The sequence below is a fragment of the Ramlibacter sp. bp-362 genome (genome assembly GCF_054956735.1).
Map to the genome: position 1 here is coordinate 1 of NZ_JBUDXE010000003.1, position 15,487 is coordinate 15,487.

The following is a 15,487-nucleotide window of genomic DNA, read 5'->3' on the forward strand; positions in this document are numbered from 1 at the left end:
CCCCCTCCCCCCCCCCCCCCTCTCCCCCCCCCCCCCCCCCCCCCCCCCCCCCCCCCCCCCCCCCCCCCCCCCCCCCCCCCCCCCCCTCCGCGGGGATGACGTTCAGTCCCTCAGCAAGTCGTTCAGGCTCGTGGTGGATCGCGTCTTGGCGTCGACCTTCTTCACGATGATCGCGGCGTACAGGTTGTACTTGCCGCCGTCGCGCGGCAGGCTGCCCGAGATCACCACCGAGCCGGCCGGCACGCGGCCGTACAGCGTCTCGCCGGTCGTGCGGTCGTAGATCGGCGTGCTCTGGCCGATGTACACGCCCATGGACACGACCGAGTTCTCCTCGACGATCACGCCCTCGACGATCTCCGAGCGGGCGCCGATGAAGCAGTTGTCCTCGATGATGGTCGGGTTGGCCTGCAGCGGTTCCAGCACGCCGCCGAGGCCCACGCCGCCGGACAGGTGCACGTTCTTGCCGACCTGCGCGCAGGAGCCGACCGTGGCCCAGGTGTCGACCATGGTGCCCTCGTCGACGTAGGCGCCGATATTCACGTAGCTGGGCATCAGGATCGCGCCCTTGGCGACGAAGCTGCCGCGCCGGGCGACGGCGGGCGGCACCACGCGCACGCCGGTGGCCGCCATCTCCTCGGGCGAGAGGTGCGAGAACTTGGTCGGCACCTTGTCGAAGAAGGCCAGCTCGCCGGCCTTCATCACCACGTTGTCGTTCAGGCGGAAGGACAGCAGCACCGCCTTCTTGATCCACTGGTTCACCGTCCACTGGCCCACGCCCTGGCGGGTGGCGACGCGCAGCTTGCCGACGTTGAGTTCGGCGATCACGTGCTCCACCGCCTCGCTCACCTCCTTGGGCGCGCCCTGGGGCGAGAGGCTGGCGCGGTTGTCCCACGCGGTGTCGATGATCTGCTGGAGCTGCTGGGTCATGGAGGATCTACTTCGAATGGTTTTCTTGGACGAACTGGACGATGCGCCGGGCGGCCTCGAGGCACTCGGCGGTGTCCGCCACCAGCGCCATGCGCACGCGGCCGGCACCGGGGTTGACGCCGCCGCTTTCACGGGCCAGATAGCTTCCCGGCAGCACGGTCACATTGTATTGAGCCAGCAGCTCGCGGGCGAACGCGGTGTCGCTTCCGCGCACCCCCGCCCAGAGGTAGAACGAGGCGTCCGGCAGGCGCACGTCGAGCACCTTTTCCAGCAGCGGCGTGACCTCGGCGAACTTGCGGCGGTACTGCTCGCGGTTGTCGACCACGTGCGCCTCGTCGTTCCAGGCGGCGATGCTGGCCGCCTGCACGATCGGGCTCATGGCGCTGCCGTGGTAGGTGCGATACAGCAGGAACTGCTTCAGCAGGGCGGCGTCGCCGGCCACGAAGCCGCTGCGCATCCCCGGCACGTTGCTGCGCTTGGACAGGCTGGTGAAGGCCACCAGCTTGCGGAAGTCCGGCCGGCCCAGGCGGGCCGCGGCCTCCAGCCCGCCCAGTGGCGGCTCGTCGCGGAACCAGATCTCGCTGTAGCACTCGTCCGAGGCGATCACGAAGCCGTGGCGGTCCTGCAGGGCGAAGAGCTTCTGCCACTCCGTCAGCGGCATCACGGCCCCGGTGGGGTTGCCCGGCGAGCACACGAACACCAGCTGCGTGCGCGCCCAGGTGGACTCGGGCACGCTGTCCCAGTCGACCGCGAAGTTGCGCGCGGGGTCGCTCGGCGCGTAGTACGGCTCGGCGCCCGCCAGCAGGGCCGCGCCCTCGTAGATCTGGTAGAAGGGATTGGGGCAGACCACCACGGCGGGGCGGGTGGGGTCGATCACCGTCTGGGCGAAGGCGAACAAGGCCTCGCGCGAGCCGTTGACGGGCAGCACCTGCGTCGCGGCATCCACGGTGAGGCCGTAGCGGCGCTGCAGCCAGCCGGCGCAGGCCTCGCGCAGCTGCGGCGAACCGGCCGTGGGCGGGTAGCCGGCCAGGTCGGTGCCGGGGGTGTCCATGGCGGCGGCCAGCGCCTGCTTGATGAAGGCGGGCGTGGGGTGCTTGGGCTCGCCGATGCCCAGGCTGATGGGCCGGTACGCCGGGTTCGGGGTGACGCCGGCGAACAGCTGCCGCAGCCGCTCGAAGGGGTAGGGCTGCAGGCGCGACAGGAGGGGGTTCATCCCCGGATTATCCCCGGGGCGGGCTCCATTCCTCGCCCAGGAGCCGCATCAGCTCCCGGGCGTTTTCCGGGGCGTGGCGCTTGTCGGTGTTGTCGAAGTAGCAGTACACGTCCCGGCCGCCGCGCCGGCGGGCGCGCGTGGGGCAGACCAGGCGCGCGTCCTCCGGCTCGCCGCCTTCGCGCCAGGCGGCGATGAAGCGGGCCCAGCGTTCCAGCTCCGCTTCGCTGTAGCGGCTGTTGTACAACTCCGTGGAGCCGTGCAGGCGCATGTAGACGAAATCCGCCGTGACGTCCTCGTACAGCGGCCAGGGCTCCGGCGTGTCGGCCACCACCCAGGCGATCCGGTACTTGCGCAGCAGGCGGATGAAATCCGGCGTGACGAAGCTCTCGTGCCGCACTTCCACGGCGTGGCGGATGCGCCGGTTGCGCCCCGGCTCCAGGCAGGCGCGGCCCTCCAGGCGCTGGTCGTGCCGGCAGGCGATCCGCGCCGCGTCGTGGGTGGTGAAGGGCAGCAGCTGGAAGAAGGCCTCGAACACCTCCGGATGGAAGCGCATCATGGGCGGGAACTGCCACAGGATCGGCCCCAGCTTGTTCCCCAGCTCGAACAGGCCCGAGGCGAGGAAGTTGGCCAGGGCCGCCTCCACGTTGCGCAGCTTCAGCATGTGCGTGATGTAGCGGCTGCCCTTGACGGCGAAGACGAAGCCGGGCGGCGTCTGCCGCGCCCAGAGCGCGTAGCTGGATGGGCGCTGCAGCGAGTAGAAGGACCCATTGAGCTCCAGGGAGGGAAACACGCGCGAGGCGTGCTCCAGCTCGCGCCACTGCGCCAGCCCGCGCGGATAGAAGTGGCCGCGCCACGGGGTGTAGCGCCAGCCGGAGACGCCGATGAAGACCTGGCCCGCCATGGCGCCCTTGTGCCAGAAAAGCGGGCGCGCCGGTGTCGGCCGCCGCCGGGTGTGACAGGCGGTTTCCGCCGCGGGCCGCCGGGGGGCGCACGTTATCATCCCAGCCAGTTTCGCAGCCAAGAGGACGAGGGGCCGTGCGTCTCACATCGATCAAGCTATCCGGGTTCAAGTCCTTCGCCGAGCCCACCAACTTCATGCTGCCCGGCCAGCTGGTCGGCGTCGTCGGCCCCAACGGCTGCGGCAAGTCCAACATCATGGATGCCGTGCGCTGGGTGCTGGGCGAGAGCAAGGCGAGCGAGCTGCGCGGCGAGTCCATGCAGGACGTGATCTTCAACGGCACCACCAGCCGCAAGCCCGCCTCGCGCTCCTCCGTCGAACTGATCTTCGACAACGCCGACCACCGCGCCGGCGGCCAGTGGAGCCAGTTCGCCGAGATCGCCGTCAAGCGCGTGCTCACGCGCGACGGCACCTCCAGCTACTACATCAACAACCAGCCGGTGCGCCGGCGCGACGTGCAGGACGTGTTCCTGGGCACGGGCCTGGGCCCGCGCGCCTACGCCATCATCGGGCAGGGCACGATCAGCCGCATCATCGAGTCCAAGCCCGAGGAGCTGCGCCTGTTCCTGGAAGAGGCCGCGGGCGTCTCCAAGTACAAGGAGCGCCGCCGCGAGACCGAGAACCGGCTGCACGACACGCGCGAGAACCTCACGCGGGTGGAAGACATCCTGCGCGAGTTGAACAGCAACCTCGAGAAGCTGGAGAAGCAGGCCGAGGTGGCGGCGCGCTACAACGCGCTGCAGGCGGACGTCACGCTCAAGCAGCACCAGCTGTGGTACCTCAAGCGCGGCGAGAGCGAGGCCGACCAGGTCCGCATCAAGGCCGATGCCGACAAGGCGGTCAACGACCTGGAGGCGCGCGTCGCCGACCTGCGGCGCATCGAGAGCGAGCTGGAGACCATCCGCCAGGCGCACTACGCCGCCGGCGACCAGGTGAACCAGGCGCAGGGCGCGCTGTACGAGGCGAGCGCCGAGGTCGGCCGGCTGGAGGCCGAGATCCGCTTCGTGGTGGAAGGCCGCCAGCGCGTCGAGCAGCGGCTGGTGCAGCTGAAGGAACAGACGGCCCAATGGGCCGCGCGCAAGCAGGAGGCCGAGGCCGAGACCGAGAACCTGGAAGCGCAGACCGTCGAAGCCGAGGAGAAGGCGACGCTGCTGGCCGCCCAGGTGGAGGAACAGGCGATGCAGCTGCCCGACCTGGAGGAAGCGCTGCGCCAGGCGCAGTCGCGCTCCTCCGAGCAGCGCGGGGCCGTCGCCCAGGTGCAGCAGCAGATCCAGGTGCTGGCGGCCGACCAGCGCAACATCGAGGAGCAGTCGCGCCAGCTGAACCAGCGGCGCGAACGCCTCGTCGCCGACCGCAACGCGCTGGCGGCGCCGGACGAAGCGCGCCTCACCAACCTGCAGTCGCAGCTCACCGCGGCCCAGGAGGCCGCCGAGACCGCCGATGCGCGCCTGCACGAACTGCAGGAACAGGTGCCGCAGCTCGACGAGGAGCGGCGGGCCCGCCAGCAGGACGTCAACAGCCAGAGCGCCCGCCAGGCCGACCTGTCGGCGCGCATGGAGGCGCTGAAGGCGCTGCAGGAGAAGGTCCGCACGGACGGCAAGCTGCAGCCCTGGCTGGCCAAGCACGGCCTGGGCGGCCTGCAGGGCCTGTGGAGCCGCATCCACGTGGAGCAGGGCTGGGAGAACGCGCTGGAAGCGGCGCTGCGCGAGCGCCTGAACGCGCTGGAGGTCTCGCGCCTGGACATGGTGCGCGCCTTCGCGTCCGACGCGCCGCCGGCCAAGCTGGCCTTCTACCACCCGCCCGCGGCCGCCGCGCCGGAAGGCCAGGGCGCGCTGCCGCGGCTGGCGGACCTGCTGCGCCTGAACGACGCGGGCCAGAAGGCGCTGCTGGCCGACTGGCTGCACGGCTGCTACACGGCCGCGAGCCTGGAGGAGGCGCTGGCCGCGCGCGAGCGCCTGCGTCCCGGCGAGGCGATCTACGTCCAGTCCGGCCACGCGGTCACGGCCCACAGCGTGAGCTTCTATGCGCAGGATTCCGAGCAGGCGGGCCTGCTGGCGCGCCAGCAGGAAATCGAGAACCTGGAGAAGCAGCTGCGCGCGCAGGCGCTGATCACCGAGGAGTCGCGCACGGCCCTCGTGCGCGCCGAAGCGGCGTACAGCGACGCCTCGCAGCGCTTGATGACGGCGCGGCGCGAAGCGGCGGAAACGCAGAGCCGGGCCCACGAGCTGCAGGTCGAGACGCTGCGCCTCACGCAGCTGGCGGAGCAGACGCGCGCGCGCAGCGAGCAGATCGCCGGCGACCTCGGCGAAGTCGATGCGCTGCTGGAGGAACTGCAGGAAAAGCGCGTCGCCGCCGAGGGCCGCTTCGAGGAACTGGACATGCAGCTGGCGGACAGCCAGGAGCGGCACGCCCAGCTGGACGAGCGGGTGATCGAGGCCGAGCGCAAGCTGTCGGAAGCGCGCGAGCAGCACCGCAGCCTGGAGCGCCAGGCGCAGGAGGCGCAGTTCGCGCAGCGCGCGCTGCAGGCGCGGCGCGGCGAACTGGAGCGCGCGATCGCCACGGCGACGCAGCAGGCCGGTTCCATCGCCGGCGAGGAAGAGCGCGCGCAGAGCGAGCTGGCGCGCCTCACCGACGCCGCCGCGCAGGCGGGCCTGCAGAGCGCGCTGCAGCTGAAGTCCGAGCGCGAGCAGGTGCTGGGCGCCAAGCGCAGCGAATACGACGACCTCACGGCCAAGCTGCGCGCCAGCGACGAGCGCCGGCTGCAGCTGGAACGCGAGCTCGACCCCATGCGCCAGCGCATCACCGACCTGCAGCTGAAGGAACAGGCGGCGCGCCTGGGCCTGGAGCAGTACACGCAGATGCTCGTCGAGGCGCAAGCCGACCTGGAGGCCGTGGCGAAGTCGATCGAGGAGGGCAACGTGCGCCTTTCCGGCATGCAGTCGGAAATCGACCGCCTGCACCGCGAGATCGCGGCACTGGGCGCGGTGAACCTGGCGGCGCTGGAGGAGCTGTCGACGGCGCGCGAGCGCAAGTCCTTCCTCGACGCGCAATCGAAGGACCTGACCGAGGCCATGACGACGCTGGAGGACGCGATCAGGAAGATCGATGCCGAGACGCGCGACCTCCTGGGCAACACGTTCCAGACCGTCAACGAGCACTTCGGCCGCATGTTCCCGGAGCTGTTCGGCGGCGGCAACGCGAAGCTGGTGATGACGGGCGAGGAGATCCTCGATTCGGGCGTGCAGGTGATGGCACAGCCGCCCGGCAAGAAGAACCAGACCATCCACCTGCTGTCGGGCGGCGAGAAGGCGCTCACGGCCATCGCGCTGGTGTTCGCGATCTTCCAGCTGAACCCCGCGCCCTTCTGCCTGCTGGACGAGGTGGACGCGCCGCTGGACGACGCCAACACCGAGCGCTACGCCAAGCTGGTGAGCAGCATGAGCAAGGAAACCCAGTTCCTCTTCATCAGCCACAACAAGATCGCGATGGAAATGGCCGAACAGCTGATCGGCGTGACCATGCAGGAGCAGGGCGTGTCGCGGATCGTGGCGGTGGACATGGAATCCGCGGTGTCGATGGCCGAAGCCGCATGAGCGGATTCACGCTCGGCCTCGTCATCCTCGGCGGCCTGCTGCTCGCCGCCATCGTCGCCTGGAACGCGTGGACGACGCGGCGCAACACGCCGCGCCAGCCGGAGCTCGCGGTGGCGACCGCACCGGTGGCCGACACGATCCCCGAGCGCAGCGAGCCCGTCTTCGACGACGCCCCGCTCGCCCCGCTGCCCCTGCCCGAGCGCAAGCCCGGGCTCGACGGCCTGATCGACGGCCTGGCGCAGATCGCCGTGGACGCTCCCGTCACGGGCGAGGCCGCGCTCGCCGCCTTTCCGCCCACCCGGCGCGCGGGCAGCAAGCCCTTCGCGATCGAAGGCCGCAACGAGGCGACGCAGGAATGGGAGATGCCGCGCGCCGGCCAGCGCTACACCGCCTTCCAGGCCGGCGTGCAGCTGGCCAACCGCAGCGGCGCGCTCAACGAGATCGAGTACTCCGAGTTCGTGATGAAGACGCAGGCCTTCGCCGACGCCATCAACGGCGCGCCCGAATTCCCGGACATGCGCGATGCGGTGGCCCGCGCGCGCGAGCTCGACCAGTTCGCCGGCAGCCATGACGCGCAGCTGAGCTTCACCCTGCGCGCCCGCAACGCGGCCTGGAGCCCGGGCTACGTGCAGCAGAACGCCGCGCGCCTGGGCTTCGTGCCCGGGTCCATGCCGGGCCGGCTGGTGCTGCCGGCCGGCGCTCCCGGCGTGCCGCCGGTGCTGGGCCTCGCGTTCTCCACGCAGGCCGCGCTGTCCGAGGACCCGGCGCACTCCGCGATCCGCGAGGTGAACCTGAGCCTGGACGTCACGCACGTGCCGCGCAGCGAGCAGCCCTTCGTCCGGATGCGCGACGCGGCGATCGCGCTCGCCGCCTCCATGGACGGCCTGATCACCGACGACGACGGCCGCGTGATCCCGCCGGAGGCGCTGGACGCGATCGGCGCCGACCTCGAGCACCTGTACGACACCCTCGACGCGCGCGACCTGTCCGCCGGCTCGGCCCAGGCGCGGCGCCTCTTTTCATGATTCCCGCCAAGATCCAGGAACGCGCCGACGCCCTGCGCGAGCTGCTGCACCACCACGCGCACCGCTACTACGTGCTCGACGCGCCGGAGATCCCCGACGCGGAGTACGACAAGCTGTTCCGCGAACTGCAGCAGCTGGAGGAGCAGTACCCGGCGCTGCGCACGCCCGACTCGCCGACGCAGCGCGTGGGCGGGCAGGCGCTGGACGGCTTCGCCAAGGTGCGCCACAAGGTGCCGATGCTGTCGATCCGCACGGAGACCGACATCGAGGCGAGCGGCGCCCGCAGCTTCGACGCGCGCGTGCGGCGCGAGCTGGGCCTCGCGGAAGGCGACCCGCCGGTGGAGTACGTCGCCGAACTGAAGTTCGACGGCCTGGCGATCAGCCTGCGCTACGAGAACGGCGTGCTGGTGCAGGCCGCGACGCGCGGCGACGGCGAGATCGGCGAGGACGTGACGCAGAACATCCGCACGATCGGGCAGATTCCGCTTCGCCTGCGCGGCGCTCCTCCGGTCCTCGAAGTCCGCGGCGAGGTCTACATGCGCCGCGACGACTTCGAGCGGCTGAACGAGCTGCAGCGCGAGCGGATCGCCGCGGGGGCGAAGAACGAGAAGACCTTCGTCAATCCGCGCAATGCCGCCGCCGGCGCCGTGCGCCAGCTCGATCCCGCGATCGCCCGCCGGCGGCCCCTCAGCTTCTATGCCTACGGCTGGGGCGAGATCGAGGGCGGGCCGGCCTTCGCGACGCACCACGAGGTGCTGCAGGCGCTGAAGGCCTGCGGCTTCCCCGTCTCCGACCGCGTGACGGTGTGCCGCGGCGCCGAGGACCTGATCGCCTACCACCAGGCGGTGGGGCGCGACCGCGACAGCCTCCCGTTCGACATCGACGGCGTCGTCTACAAGGTCAACAGCCTGGCCCTGCAAAGGCAGCTCGGTTTCGTCACGCGCGAACCGCGCTGGGCGGTCGCGCACAAGTTCCCGGCGCAGGAGCAGCTGACGACGGTGGAATCCATCGACGTGTACGTCGGCCGCACCGGCAAGCTGACGCCCGTGGCGCGGCTCGCGCCCGTGTTCGTCGGCGGCGTCACGGTGACCAACGCCACGCTGCACAACGAGGACGAGGCCCGGCGCAAGGACGTGCGCGTCGGCGACACGGTGATCGTGCGCCGCGCCGGCGACGTGATCCCGGAAGTGGTGGCGGTGATCCCGGACAAGCGCGTGCCCGGCGCGCCGCAGTTCACCATGCCGGCCACCTGCCCCGTGTGCGGCTCCGCCGCCGTGCGCGAGGAGGGCGAGGCCGACTACCGCTGCACCGGCGGCCTCTTCTGCAGCGCGCAGCGCAAGCACGCCATCCTGCACTTCGCGCAGCGGCGCGCCATGGACATCGAGGGCCTGGGCGAGAAGCTGGTGGACCAGATGGTCGATGCGGGCGTGATCCGCACGCTGCCGGACCTGTACCGGCTGGGCCTCGCGAACCTCGTCGCACTGGAGCGCATGGGCGACAAGTCGGCGCAGAACGTGCTGGCGGCGCTGGAGAAGTCGAAGGCGACGACGCTGCCGCGCTTCCTGTACGGCCTGGGCATCCGCCACGTGGGCGAATCGACGGCCCGCGACCTGGCGCGGCACTTCGGCCAGCTGGACGCGATCATGGACGCGAGCGTCGAACAGCTGCTGGAGGTGCCGGATGTCGGCCCGATCGTGGCCGAGAGCATCCATGCGTTCTTCCAGCAGCCGCACAACCGCGAGGTGATCGAGCAGCTGCGCGCCTGCGGCGTGCACTGGGAAGAGGGCGCGCCCGCGGCCCGCGCGCCGCAGCCGCTCGCCGGCATGACGGTGGTGCTCACCGGGACGCTGCCGACGCTGTCGCGCGAGGAAGCGAAGGAGTTGCTGGAGGCGGCCGGGGCGAAGGTGGCCGGGTCGGTCAGCAAGAAGACGACCTACGTGGTCGCGGGAGCGGAAGCGGGGAGCAAGCTGGACAAGGCGCGGGAGCTCGGAGTGGAGGTGCTGGACGAAGAGGGGTTGCGCCGGCTGCTCGGGTGAATGCTGGGGTTCGCTGCGCTCACCGTCCGGCGTCCGGCGGACGCCGCCAGCCTACGAGGGGCGGCGACGGTCCGTGGTCTTCGTAGGCTGGCGGTGAGGCGAAGCCGAACCCCAGCGTCTTACCCGGGCCGCCGCTCCGGCCGCCGCCAGAGCCACCACACCACCGCCACCATGCACACGATCAGCGCGACCGCCGCGGGCAGCCATGCCGCCGGCGTGATCACGATCATCATCGCGGCGCTGCCGCTCACCATCACCGTGGTGATCCACTTCGCGCGGCGCGGAACCACGCCGGCTTCGTACCAGTCGCGCAGCAGGTGCCCGAAGCGCGGATGGGCCATCAGCCAGCGGTGCAGCCGCGGCGAGCTGCGCGAGGCGGCCCAGCCGGCCACCACGAGGAAGGGCACGGTGGGCATCACCGGCACGAAGATCCCGATCACCCCCAGCAGCACGCACACGCCCGCGAGCGCCTGCAGGAGCCAGCGGGCGGGAGCGGAGAGGGTGCTGGCGCGGGCTTCGGAGGTCATGCGGCCAAAGATAGCAGTTCCGTCCCGGCTCGGGCTATGCTCTTTGGATGACGGTGCGTGAAATCCTCAAGATGGGCGACCCCCGGCTGCTGCGCGTGGCCCAGCCGGTGCGTGAATTCGGCACGCGCGAGCTGCAACAGCTCGTCGCAGACATGCGCGACACGATGGCCGCGGCCAACGGCGCCGGCCTGGCGGCTCCGCAGATCGGGGTGGACCTGCAGCTGGTGATCTTCGGCAGCGACCAGCCCAGCCCGCGCTACCCGGACGCACCGCCGGTGCCGCGGACCGTGCTGCTCAATCCGACGATCACGCCGCTGGGCGACGAGGAAGAGGAAGACTGGGAAGGCTGCCTCTCGGTGCCCGGCATGCGCGGCGTGGTGCCGCGCTGGCGGCGCATCCGCTACAGCGGCTTCGACGAGCAGGGCCGGCCGATCGAGCGCGAAGCCGAGGGCTTCCACGCCCGCGTGGTCCAGCACGAGTGCGACCACCTGGCGGGCAAGCTCTACCCGATGCGCGTGCGCGACTTCAGCCGCTTCGGCTTCACGGAAGTTCTCTTCCCGGGGCTGCAAGCCGGAGAGGACGACTAGAAGTCATTCACCGCCTTATTGCGCGGTGATGCCGCGCATCATGATCACGCCGCCCAGGATGGCGGTGTCCTGCTTGATGCGGTTGGCCAGGCCTTCGGCCGAGGTGCCGGCGGTCCGCCAGCCTTGCTGGAACAGCTTGGCGCGCACGTCCGGCGTGCGGGCGATCTGCGAGATCAGGCCCGAGAGCTTGTCCGCGATCGGCTTGGGCATGGAACGCGGCGCCGCGGCGGCCGTCCAGATCTCCAGCTGGAAGCCCAGCACGCCCTGTTCCTGCAGGCTCGGGTACTCCGGCACCAGCGGGCTGCGCGAGAGCGAGGTCACGCCCACGGCCTTCAGCTTGCCGGCCTTGATCTGCGGCGCGGCCAGGCCCGGGGGCAGCAGCGCGAGCTGGATCTGGTTGGTGATCAGCGCCTGCACCACGGCCGGGTTGCCCTGGTGCGGGATGTGCACCGGGTCCATGTTGGTCTTGGTCTTCAGCAGCTCCATGCCGATGTGGCCCACGGTGCCGACGCCGGGCGAGCCGTAGCTCCACTTGTTGCCGCCGTTGCGCGCGGCCAGGAAGAACTCCTGCGCGTTGTGGAAGGGCGCGCTGGCGGGCGCGGCCAGCAGCAGCGGCGCCGTGCCGATCAGGCTGAGCGGCTGGAAGGCCTTCAGCGGATCGAAGGGCGTCTTCGGGTTCAGCAGCTTGGCGATCGTCATGTTGCCGTTGATCAGCACGCCGATGGTGTGGTTGTCGGTGGCCTTGGCGACCGCGTCGGCGCCGATGTTGCCGCCGGCGCCCGGCTTGTTCTCGACGATGACGGGCTGCCCCAGTTCCTTCGACAGCGGCTCGGCGATCGTGCGCGCGACCAGGTCGGGCGTGGAGCCGGGCGGGAAGCCGACGATCAGCTTCAGCGGCTTCGTGGGCCAGTTCAGCGGCGCGGCGGCGGGGGACTTCTGGGCGAATGCCGCGCCGGTGGCGGCGGCGAGCGCGAGCAGCACCAGGCTGCGGCGCGCGGCGGTCTTCAACATGCGGGGATCTCCTCCAACGACATACAACGGCGGCCATGCAGGCCAGTGCCGATGCTAGCTGGACAGGAGCCCGCCGCCAGTTCTCAGCGGTTAAGGGAATCGCCTAAACGTGCCCGGCCGAGATCGCTTCGAGCAGCTCGGTCTCGATCTCGATCTGCTGCCTGTTCTGCTGCAGCTCGGGCCCGTCGATCAGGAAGGTGTCTTCGACCCGCTCGCCCAGCGTGCTCACCTTGGCGAGCTGCAGGTTCAGCTTGTGGCGCGCCAGCACGCGCGCGATCGAGTACAGCAGGCCGACGCGGTCGCTGGCCGAGACCGACAGCAGCCAGTGCTGCGCGCGCTCGTCCGGCCGCAGGTCCACGCGCGGCGGGATGGGGAAGCTCTTGACCCGGCGCGAGACGCGGCCGCGGCTGGGCGGCGGCAAGGGGCCGGCCGCCGCGATGGTGCCGGCGAGGTCGGACTCGACCATGTTGCACAGCTCGCGGTAGTGGTCCGGCAGCATGGCCGTCACGACCTGGAAGGTGTCCAGCGCGTAGCCGTTGGTGGCCGTGTGGATCTTGGCGTCGAGGATGCTGAAGCCCGCCTGGTCGAAGTAGCCGCAGATGCGCGCGAACAGGTCCGGCTGGTCCTTCGTGTAGACCAGCACCTGCAGGCCTTCGCCCACGGGCGAGATGCGCGCGCGCACGATCACCTTGGCGGTGCCGACGTGGCGCGACACGTGGCGCGTGTGCCACGCGATGTCGCCGGCGTCGTGGCGCATGAAGTAGCCGACGTCCAGCGTGTCCCACAGCTTCCTGTGCGCCTCGAAGGGCAGGGCGTGCAGCTGCAGCTGCACCAGCGCCTCGCGCTTGCGCGCCTCGATCTCGGCCTTCGGGTCCGGCGCGCCGCCGCCCAGCGCCCGCAGCGTGTAGCGGTACAGGTCCTCCAGCAGCTTGCCCTTCCAGGCGTTCCAGACCTTCGGGCTGGTGCCGCGGATGTCGGCGACGGTCAGCAGGTACAGCGCCGTCAGCCGGCGCTCGTTGCCCACGCGCGCGGCGAAGGCCTGGATGACGGCGGGATCGCCCAGGTCCTCCTTCTGCGCGACGCGGCTCATGGCCAGGTGCTCGCGCACCAGGAACTCGATCAGCGCGCAGTCGTCGGGCGCGATGGCGTGGTCGCGGCAGAAGCGCCGCACCTCCCGTGCGCCGAGCTCGGAGTGGTCGCCGCCGCGACCCTTGGCGATGTCGTGGAACAGGGCCGCCGTGACCAGGATCCAGGGCTTGTCCCAGCCGGCCGCCAGCTGCGAGCAGAACGGGTACTCGTGCGCGTGCTCGGCCATGAAGAAGCGCCGCACGTTGCGCAGGACCATCAGGATGTGCTGGTCCACCGTGTAGACGTGGAACAGGTCGTGCTGCATCTGGCCGACGATGCGGCGGAACACCCACAGGTAGCGCCCCAGCACCGAGGTCTGGTTCATCAGGCGCAGCGCGTGGGTGATGCCGCGCGGCTGCATCAGCATGGCGCGGAAGGTCGCGTGGTTGGCCGGGTCGTTGCGGAAGTCCGCGTCCATCACCTTGCGCGCGTTGTAGAGCGCGCGCAGCGTGCGGGCGGACAGGCCCTTGATGCCGGGCGTGGTCTGGTACAGCAGGAAGGTCTCGAGGATGGCCCGCGGCTGCCTGAGGTACAGGTCGTCGCTCGCGACCTCGATCATCCCGGCCTTCTCGCTGAAGCGCTCGTTGATGGGCCGCGCTTCCGCCGCCGCGGGGTTGAGCCGCTCCTCGATGTTGAGCAGCAGGATCTGGTTCAGCTGGGCCACGGCCTTCGCGGCCCAGTAGTAGCGCTTCATCAGCCGCTCGCCGGCGCGCGCCAGCACGCGGCCGTCCGGGCGCACCTGCGCCTGGTAGCCGAAGGAATCGGCCACGGCGTTCTGCAGGTCGAACACCAGCCGGTCCTCGCGCCGGCCCGCCACCACGTGCAGCCGGGCGCGGATGCTGGACAGCAGGGCCTCGTTGCGCTTGATCTGCTGCGCCTCGAAGGCGGTGGCCAGCCCGCGGCGGGCCAGCTCGTCCCAGCTGCGGCCGAAGCCGGCGGCGTTGGCCACCCACAGGATCACCTGCAGGTCGCGCAGGCCGCCCGGCGACTCCTTGCAGTTGGGCTCCAGAGCGTAGGGCGTGTTCTCGAACTTGTTGTGGCGCTGGCGCATCTCCAGCGTCTTGGCCGTGAAGAAGGCCAGCGGGTCGAGCCGGGCGCGGAAGCGCTGCTGGAACTCCGCGAACAGCTTGCGCGAGCCCGTCACCAGGCGCGACTCGAGCTGCGAGGTCTGCACCGTCACGTCGCCGGCCGCGCGGGCCAGGCACTCGTCGACGGTGCGCACGCTGGAGCCGATCTCCAGCCCGGCGTCCCAGCAGCTGCCGATGAACGCCTCGATCTGCCGCTGCAGCGGGTCCTGCTCGGGCGAGACGCCGTCGGGCACCAGCAGCAGCACGTCGACGTCGGAGTGCGGGAAGAGCTCGCCGCGCCCGAAGCCGCCCACGGCCACCAGCGCGATGCCGGCCGGCAGGCCCGCGGCCTGCCAGAGGCTGCGCAGCGCCTCGTCGGCGGCGGCCGCGAGCGCCTGCAGCAGGGACTTGATGTTGCGCGGCGTTCCGCTGCCGGACTGCAGCGAGGCGAGCAGTTCGGCCTTGCGGCGCTTGTACGCGTCGCGCACCCCCGCTGCAGGGGGTGGGCTCATCCCTTCACGAAGGCCGGCGGCGGCGGGCTGCCTTCGGACAGCGTCATCACCTCGTAGCCGGTCTCGGTGACCAGCACGGTGTGCTCCCACTGCGCCGACAGCGAGTGGTCCTTGGTGACGATGGTCCACCCGTCGTTGCCGAATTCCTTCACGTCGCGGCGGCCGGCGTTGATCATGGGCTCGATGGTGAAGGTCATGCCCGGCACCAGTTCCTCGAGCGTGCCCGGCTTGCCGTAGTGCAGCACCTGCGGCTCCTCGTGGAAGTTGCGGCCGATGCCGTGGCCGCAGAACTCGCGCACGACCGAGAAGCCGTTGCTCTCGGCGAACTTCTGGATGGTCCAGCCGATGTCGCCCAGGCGCACGCCCGGCTTCACCTGCACGATGCCGTGCCACATGGCCTCGTAGGTGACCTGCACCAGGCGCTTCGCGGCGATCGAGGGCTCGCCCACGAAGAACATGCGGCTGGTGTCGCCGTACCAGCCGTCCTTGATGACGGTGACGTCGACGTTGACGATGTCGCCCTTCTTCAGCGGCTTGTCGTTCGGGATGCCGTGGCACACCACGTTGTTGACCGAGGTGCACAGCGACGCGGGATAGGGCGGGTAGCCGGACGGCTGGTAGCCCAGGGTCGCGGAGATGCTGCCCTGCTTCTGCATGCACTCGGAGGCCAGGCGGTCGATCTCGCGGGTGGTGATCCCGGGCTTGATGTGGGGCGTGAGGTAGTCGAGGACTTCCGCCGCGAGCCGGCCGGCGGTGCGCATCCCCTGGATGCCTTGTTCGTCTTTGATGGTGATGCCCATGGGCCCGATTATCCCAGAGCGTGCAATCCCTCGCGGGTAGAATGCCGGGTTCCCGGCGACCCCAGTCAGCGGTCGCAAAGCCCACTCCCGACAGGCTTCGCAC

11 protein-coding genes are annotated in these 15,487 nt (G+C 70.7%); 4 read left to right on the plus strand and 7 right to left on the minus strand.

From position 1 onward, the window contains the following. Positions 1 to 102: 102 nt before the first annotated feature. Genes dapD through ACY0MJ_RS04510 form a run of 3 tightly spaced genes read right to left on the minus strand, consistent with a single transcriptional unit; the run spans position 103 to position 3,041 of the window. Positions 103 to 927 (minus strand): 2,3,4,5-tetrahydropyridine-2,6-dicarboxylate N-succinyltransferase, encoded by an 825-nt coding sequence (gene dapD / locus ACY0MJ_RS04500; protein WP_462637099.1) that lies wholly within the window; start codon positions 925 to 927, stop codon positions 103 to 105. Positions 928 to 934: 7 nt separating this feature from the next. After that, the gene (gene dapC / locus ACY0MJ_RS04505; RefSeq protein ID WP_462637100.1) at positions 935 to 2,140 is read right to left on the minus strand and encodes a succinyldiaminopimelate transaminase; all 1,206 of its coding nucleotides are present in this window, start codon (positions 2,138 to 2,140) and stop codon (positions 935 to 937) included. 7 nt (positions 2,141 to 2,147) lie between these two features. Beyond that, positions 2,148 to 3,041: a DUF72 domain-containing protein gene (locus tag ACY0MJ_RS04510; protein WP_462637101.1), complete on the minus strand. Its 894-nt coding sequence runs from the start codon at positions 3,039 to 3,041 to the stop codon at positions 2,148 to 2,150. Positions 3,042 to 3,175: 134 nt separating this feature from the next. Between ACY0MJ_RS04510 and smc the strand changes: the two genes are divergently transcribed. From smc to ligA, 3 genes are read left to right on the plus strand one after another with little or no spacing between them, the layout of a single operon-like run. Continuing rightward, a complete protein-coding gene (smc, locus tag ACY0MJ_RS04515) occupies positions 3,176 to 6,691 on the plus strand; it encodes a chromosome segregation protein SMC (RefSeq protein ID WP_462637102.1) in 3,516 nt (1,171 codons plus the stop codon). Beyond that, the gene (locus ACY0MJ_RS04520; RefSeq protein WP_462637103.1) at positions 6,688 to 7,716 is read left to right on the plus strand and encodes a cell division protein FtsZ; all 1,029 of its coding nucleotides are present in this window, start codon (positions 6,688 to 6,690) and stop codon (positions 7,714 to 7,716) included. Before smc ends, ACY0MJ_RS04520 begins: the two co-directional genes overlap by 4 nt. Next, positions 7,713 to 9,752 (plus strand): NAD-dependent DNA ligase LigA, encoded by a 2,040-nt coding sequence (ligA, locus tag ACY0MJ_RS04525; RefSeq protein WP_462637104.1) that lies wholly within the window; start codon positions 7,713 to 7,715, stop codon positions 9,750 to 9,752. Before ACY0MJ_RS04520 ends, ligA begins: the two co-directional genes overlap by 4 nt. Before the next feature lie 119 nt (positions 9,753 to 9,871). On the opposite strand, the gene ACY0MJ_RS04530 is transcribed toward ligA, so the two are convergent. Beyond that, positions 9,872 to 10,279: a YbaN family protein gene (locus ACY0MJ_RS04530; RefSeq protein WP_462637105.1), complete on the minus strand. Its 408-nt coding sequence runs from the start codon at positions 10,277 to 10,279 to the stop codon at positions 9,872 to 9,874. A 47-nt stretch (positions 10,280 to 10,326) separates the two neighbouring features. Here ACY0MJ_RS04530 and def point away from each other — a divergent pair, with 47 nt between their 5' ends. After that, a complete protein-coding gene (gene def, locus ACY0MJ_RS04535; protein ID WP_462637106.1) occupies positions 10,327 to 10,866 on the plus strand; it encodes a peptide deformylase in 540 nt (179 codons plus the stop codon). A 15-nt stretch (positions 10,867 to 10,881) separates the two neighbouring features. Here def and ACY0MJ_RS04540 read toward each other — a convergent pair whose 3' ends face one another. The 3 genes from ACY0MJ_RS04540 to map all read right to left on the minus strand — a co-directional run bounded on the left by ACY0MJ_RS04540 (position 10,882) and on the right by map (position 15,384). Beyond that, positions 10,882 to 11,877: a Bug family tripartite tricarboxylate transporter substrate binding protein gene (locus ACY0MJ_RS04540; RefSeq protein WP_462637107.1), complete on the minus strand. Its 996-nt coding sequence runs from the start codon at positions 11,875 to 11,877 to the stop codon at positions 10,882 to 10,884. Positions 11,878 to 11,980: 103 nt separating this feature from the next. Then, entirely contained in the window at positions 11,981 to 14,584 is a 2,604-nt protein-coding gene (locus tag ACY0MJ_RS04545; protein ID WP_462637108.1) for a [protein-PII] uridylyltransferase, read from the minus strand. Next, complete coding sequence (gene map, locus ACY0MJ_RS04550; RefSeq protein WP_462637109.1) at positions 14,581 to 15,384, minus strand: type I methionyl aminopeptidase; 804 nt, start codon at positions 15,382 to 15,384, stop codon at positions 14,581 to 14,583. Before map ends, ACY0MJ_RS04545 begins: the two co-directional genes overlap by 4 nt. Positions 15,385 to 15,487 lie beyond the last annotated feature (103 nt).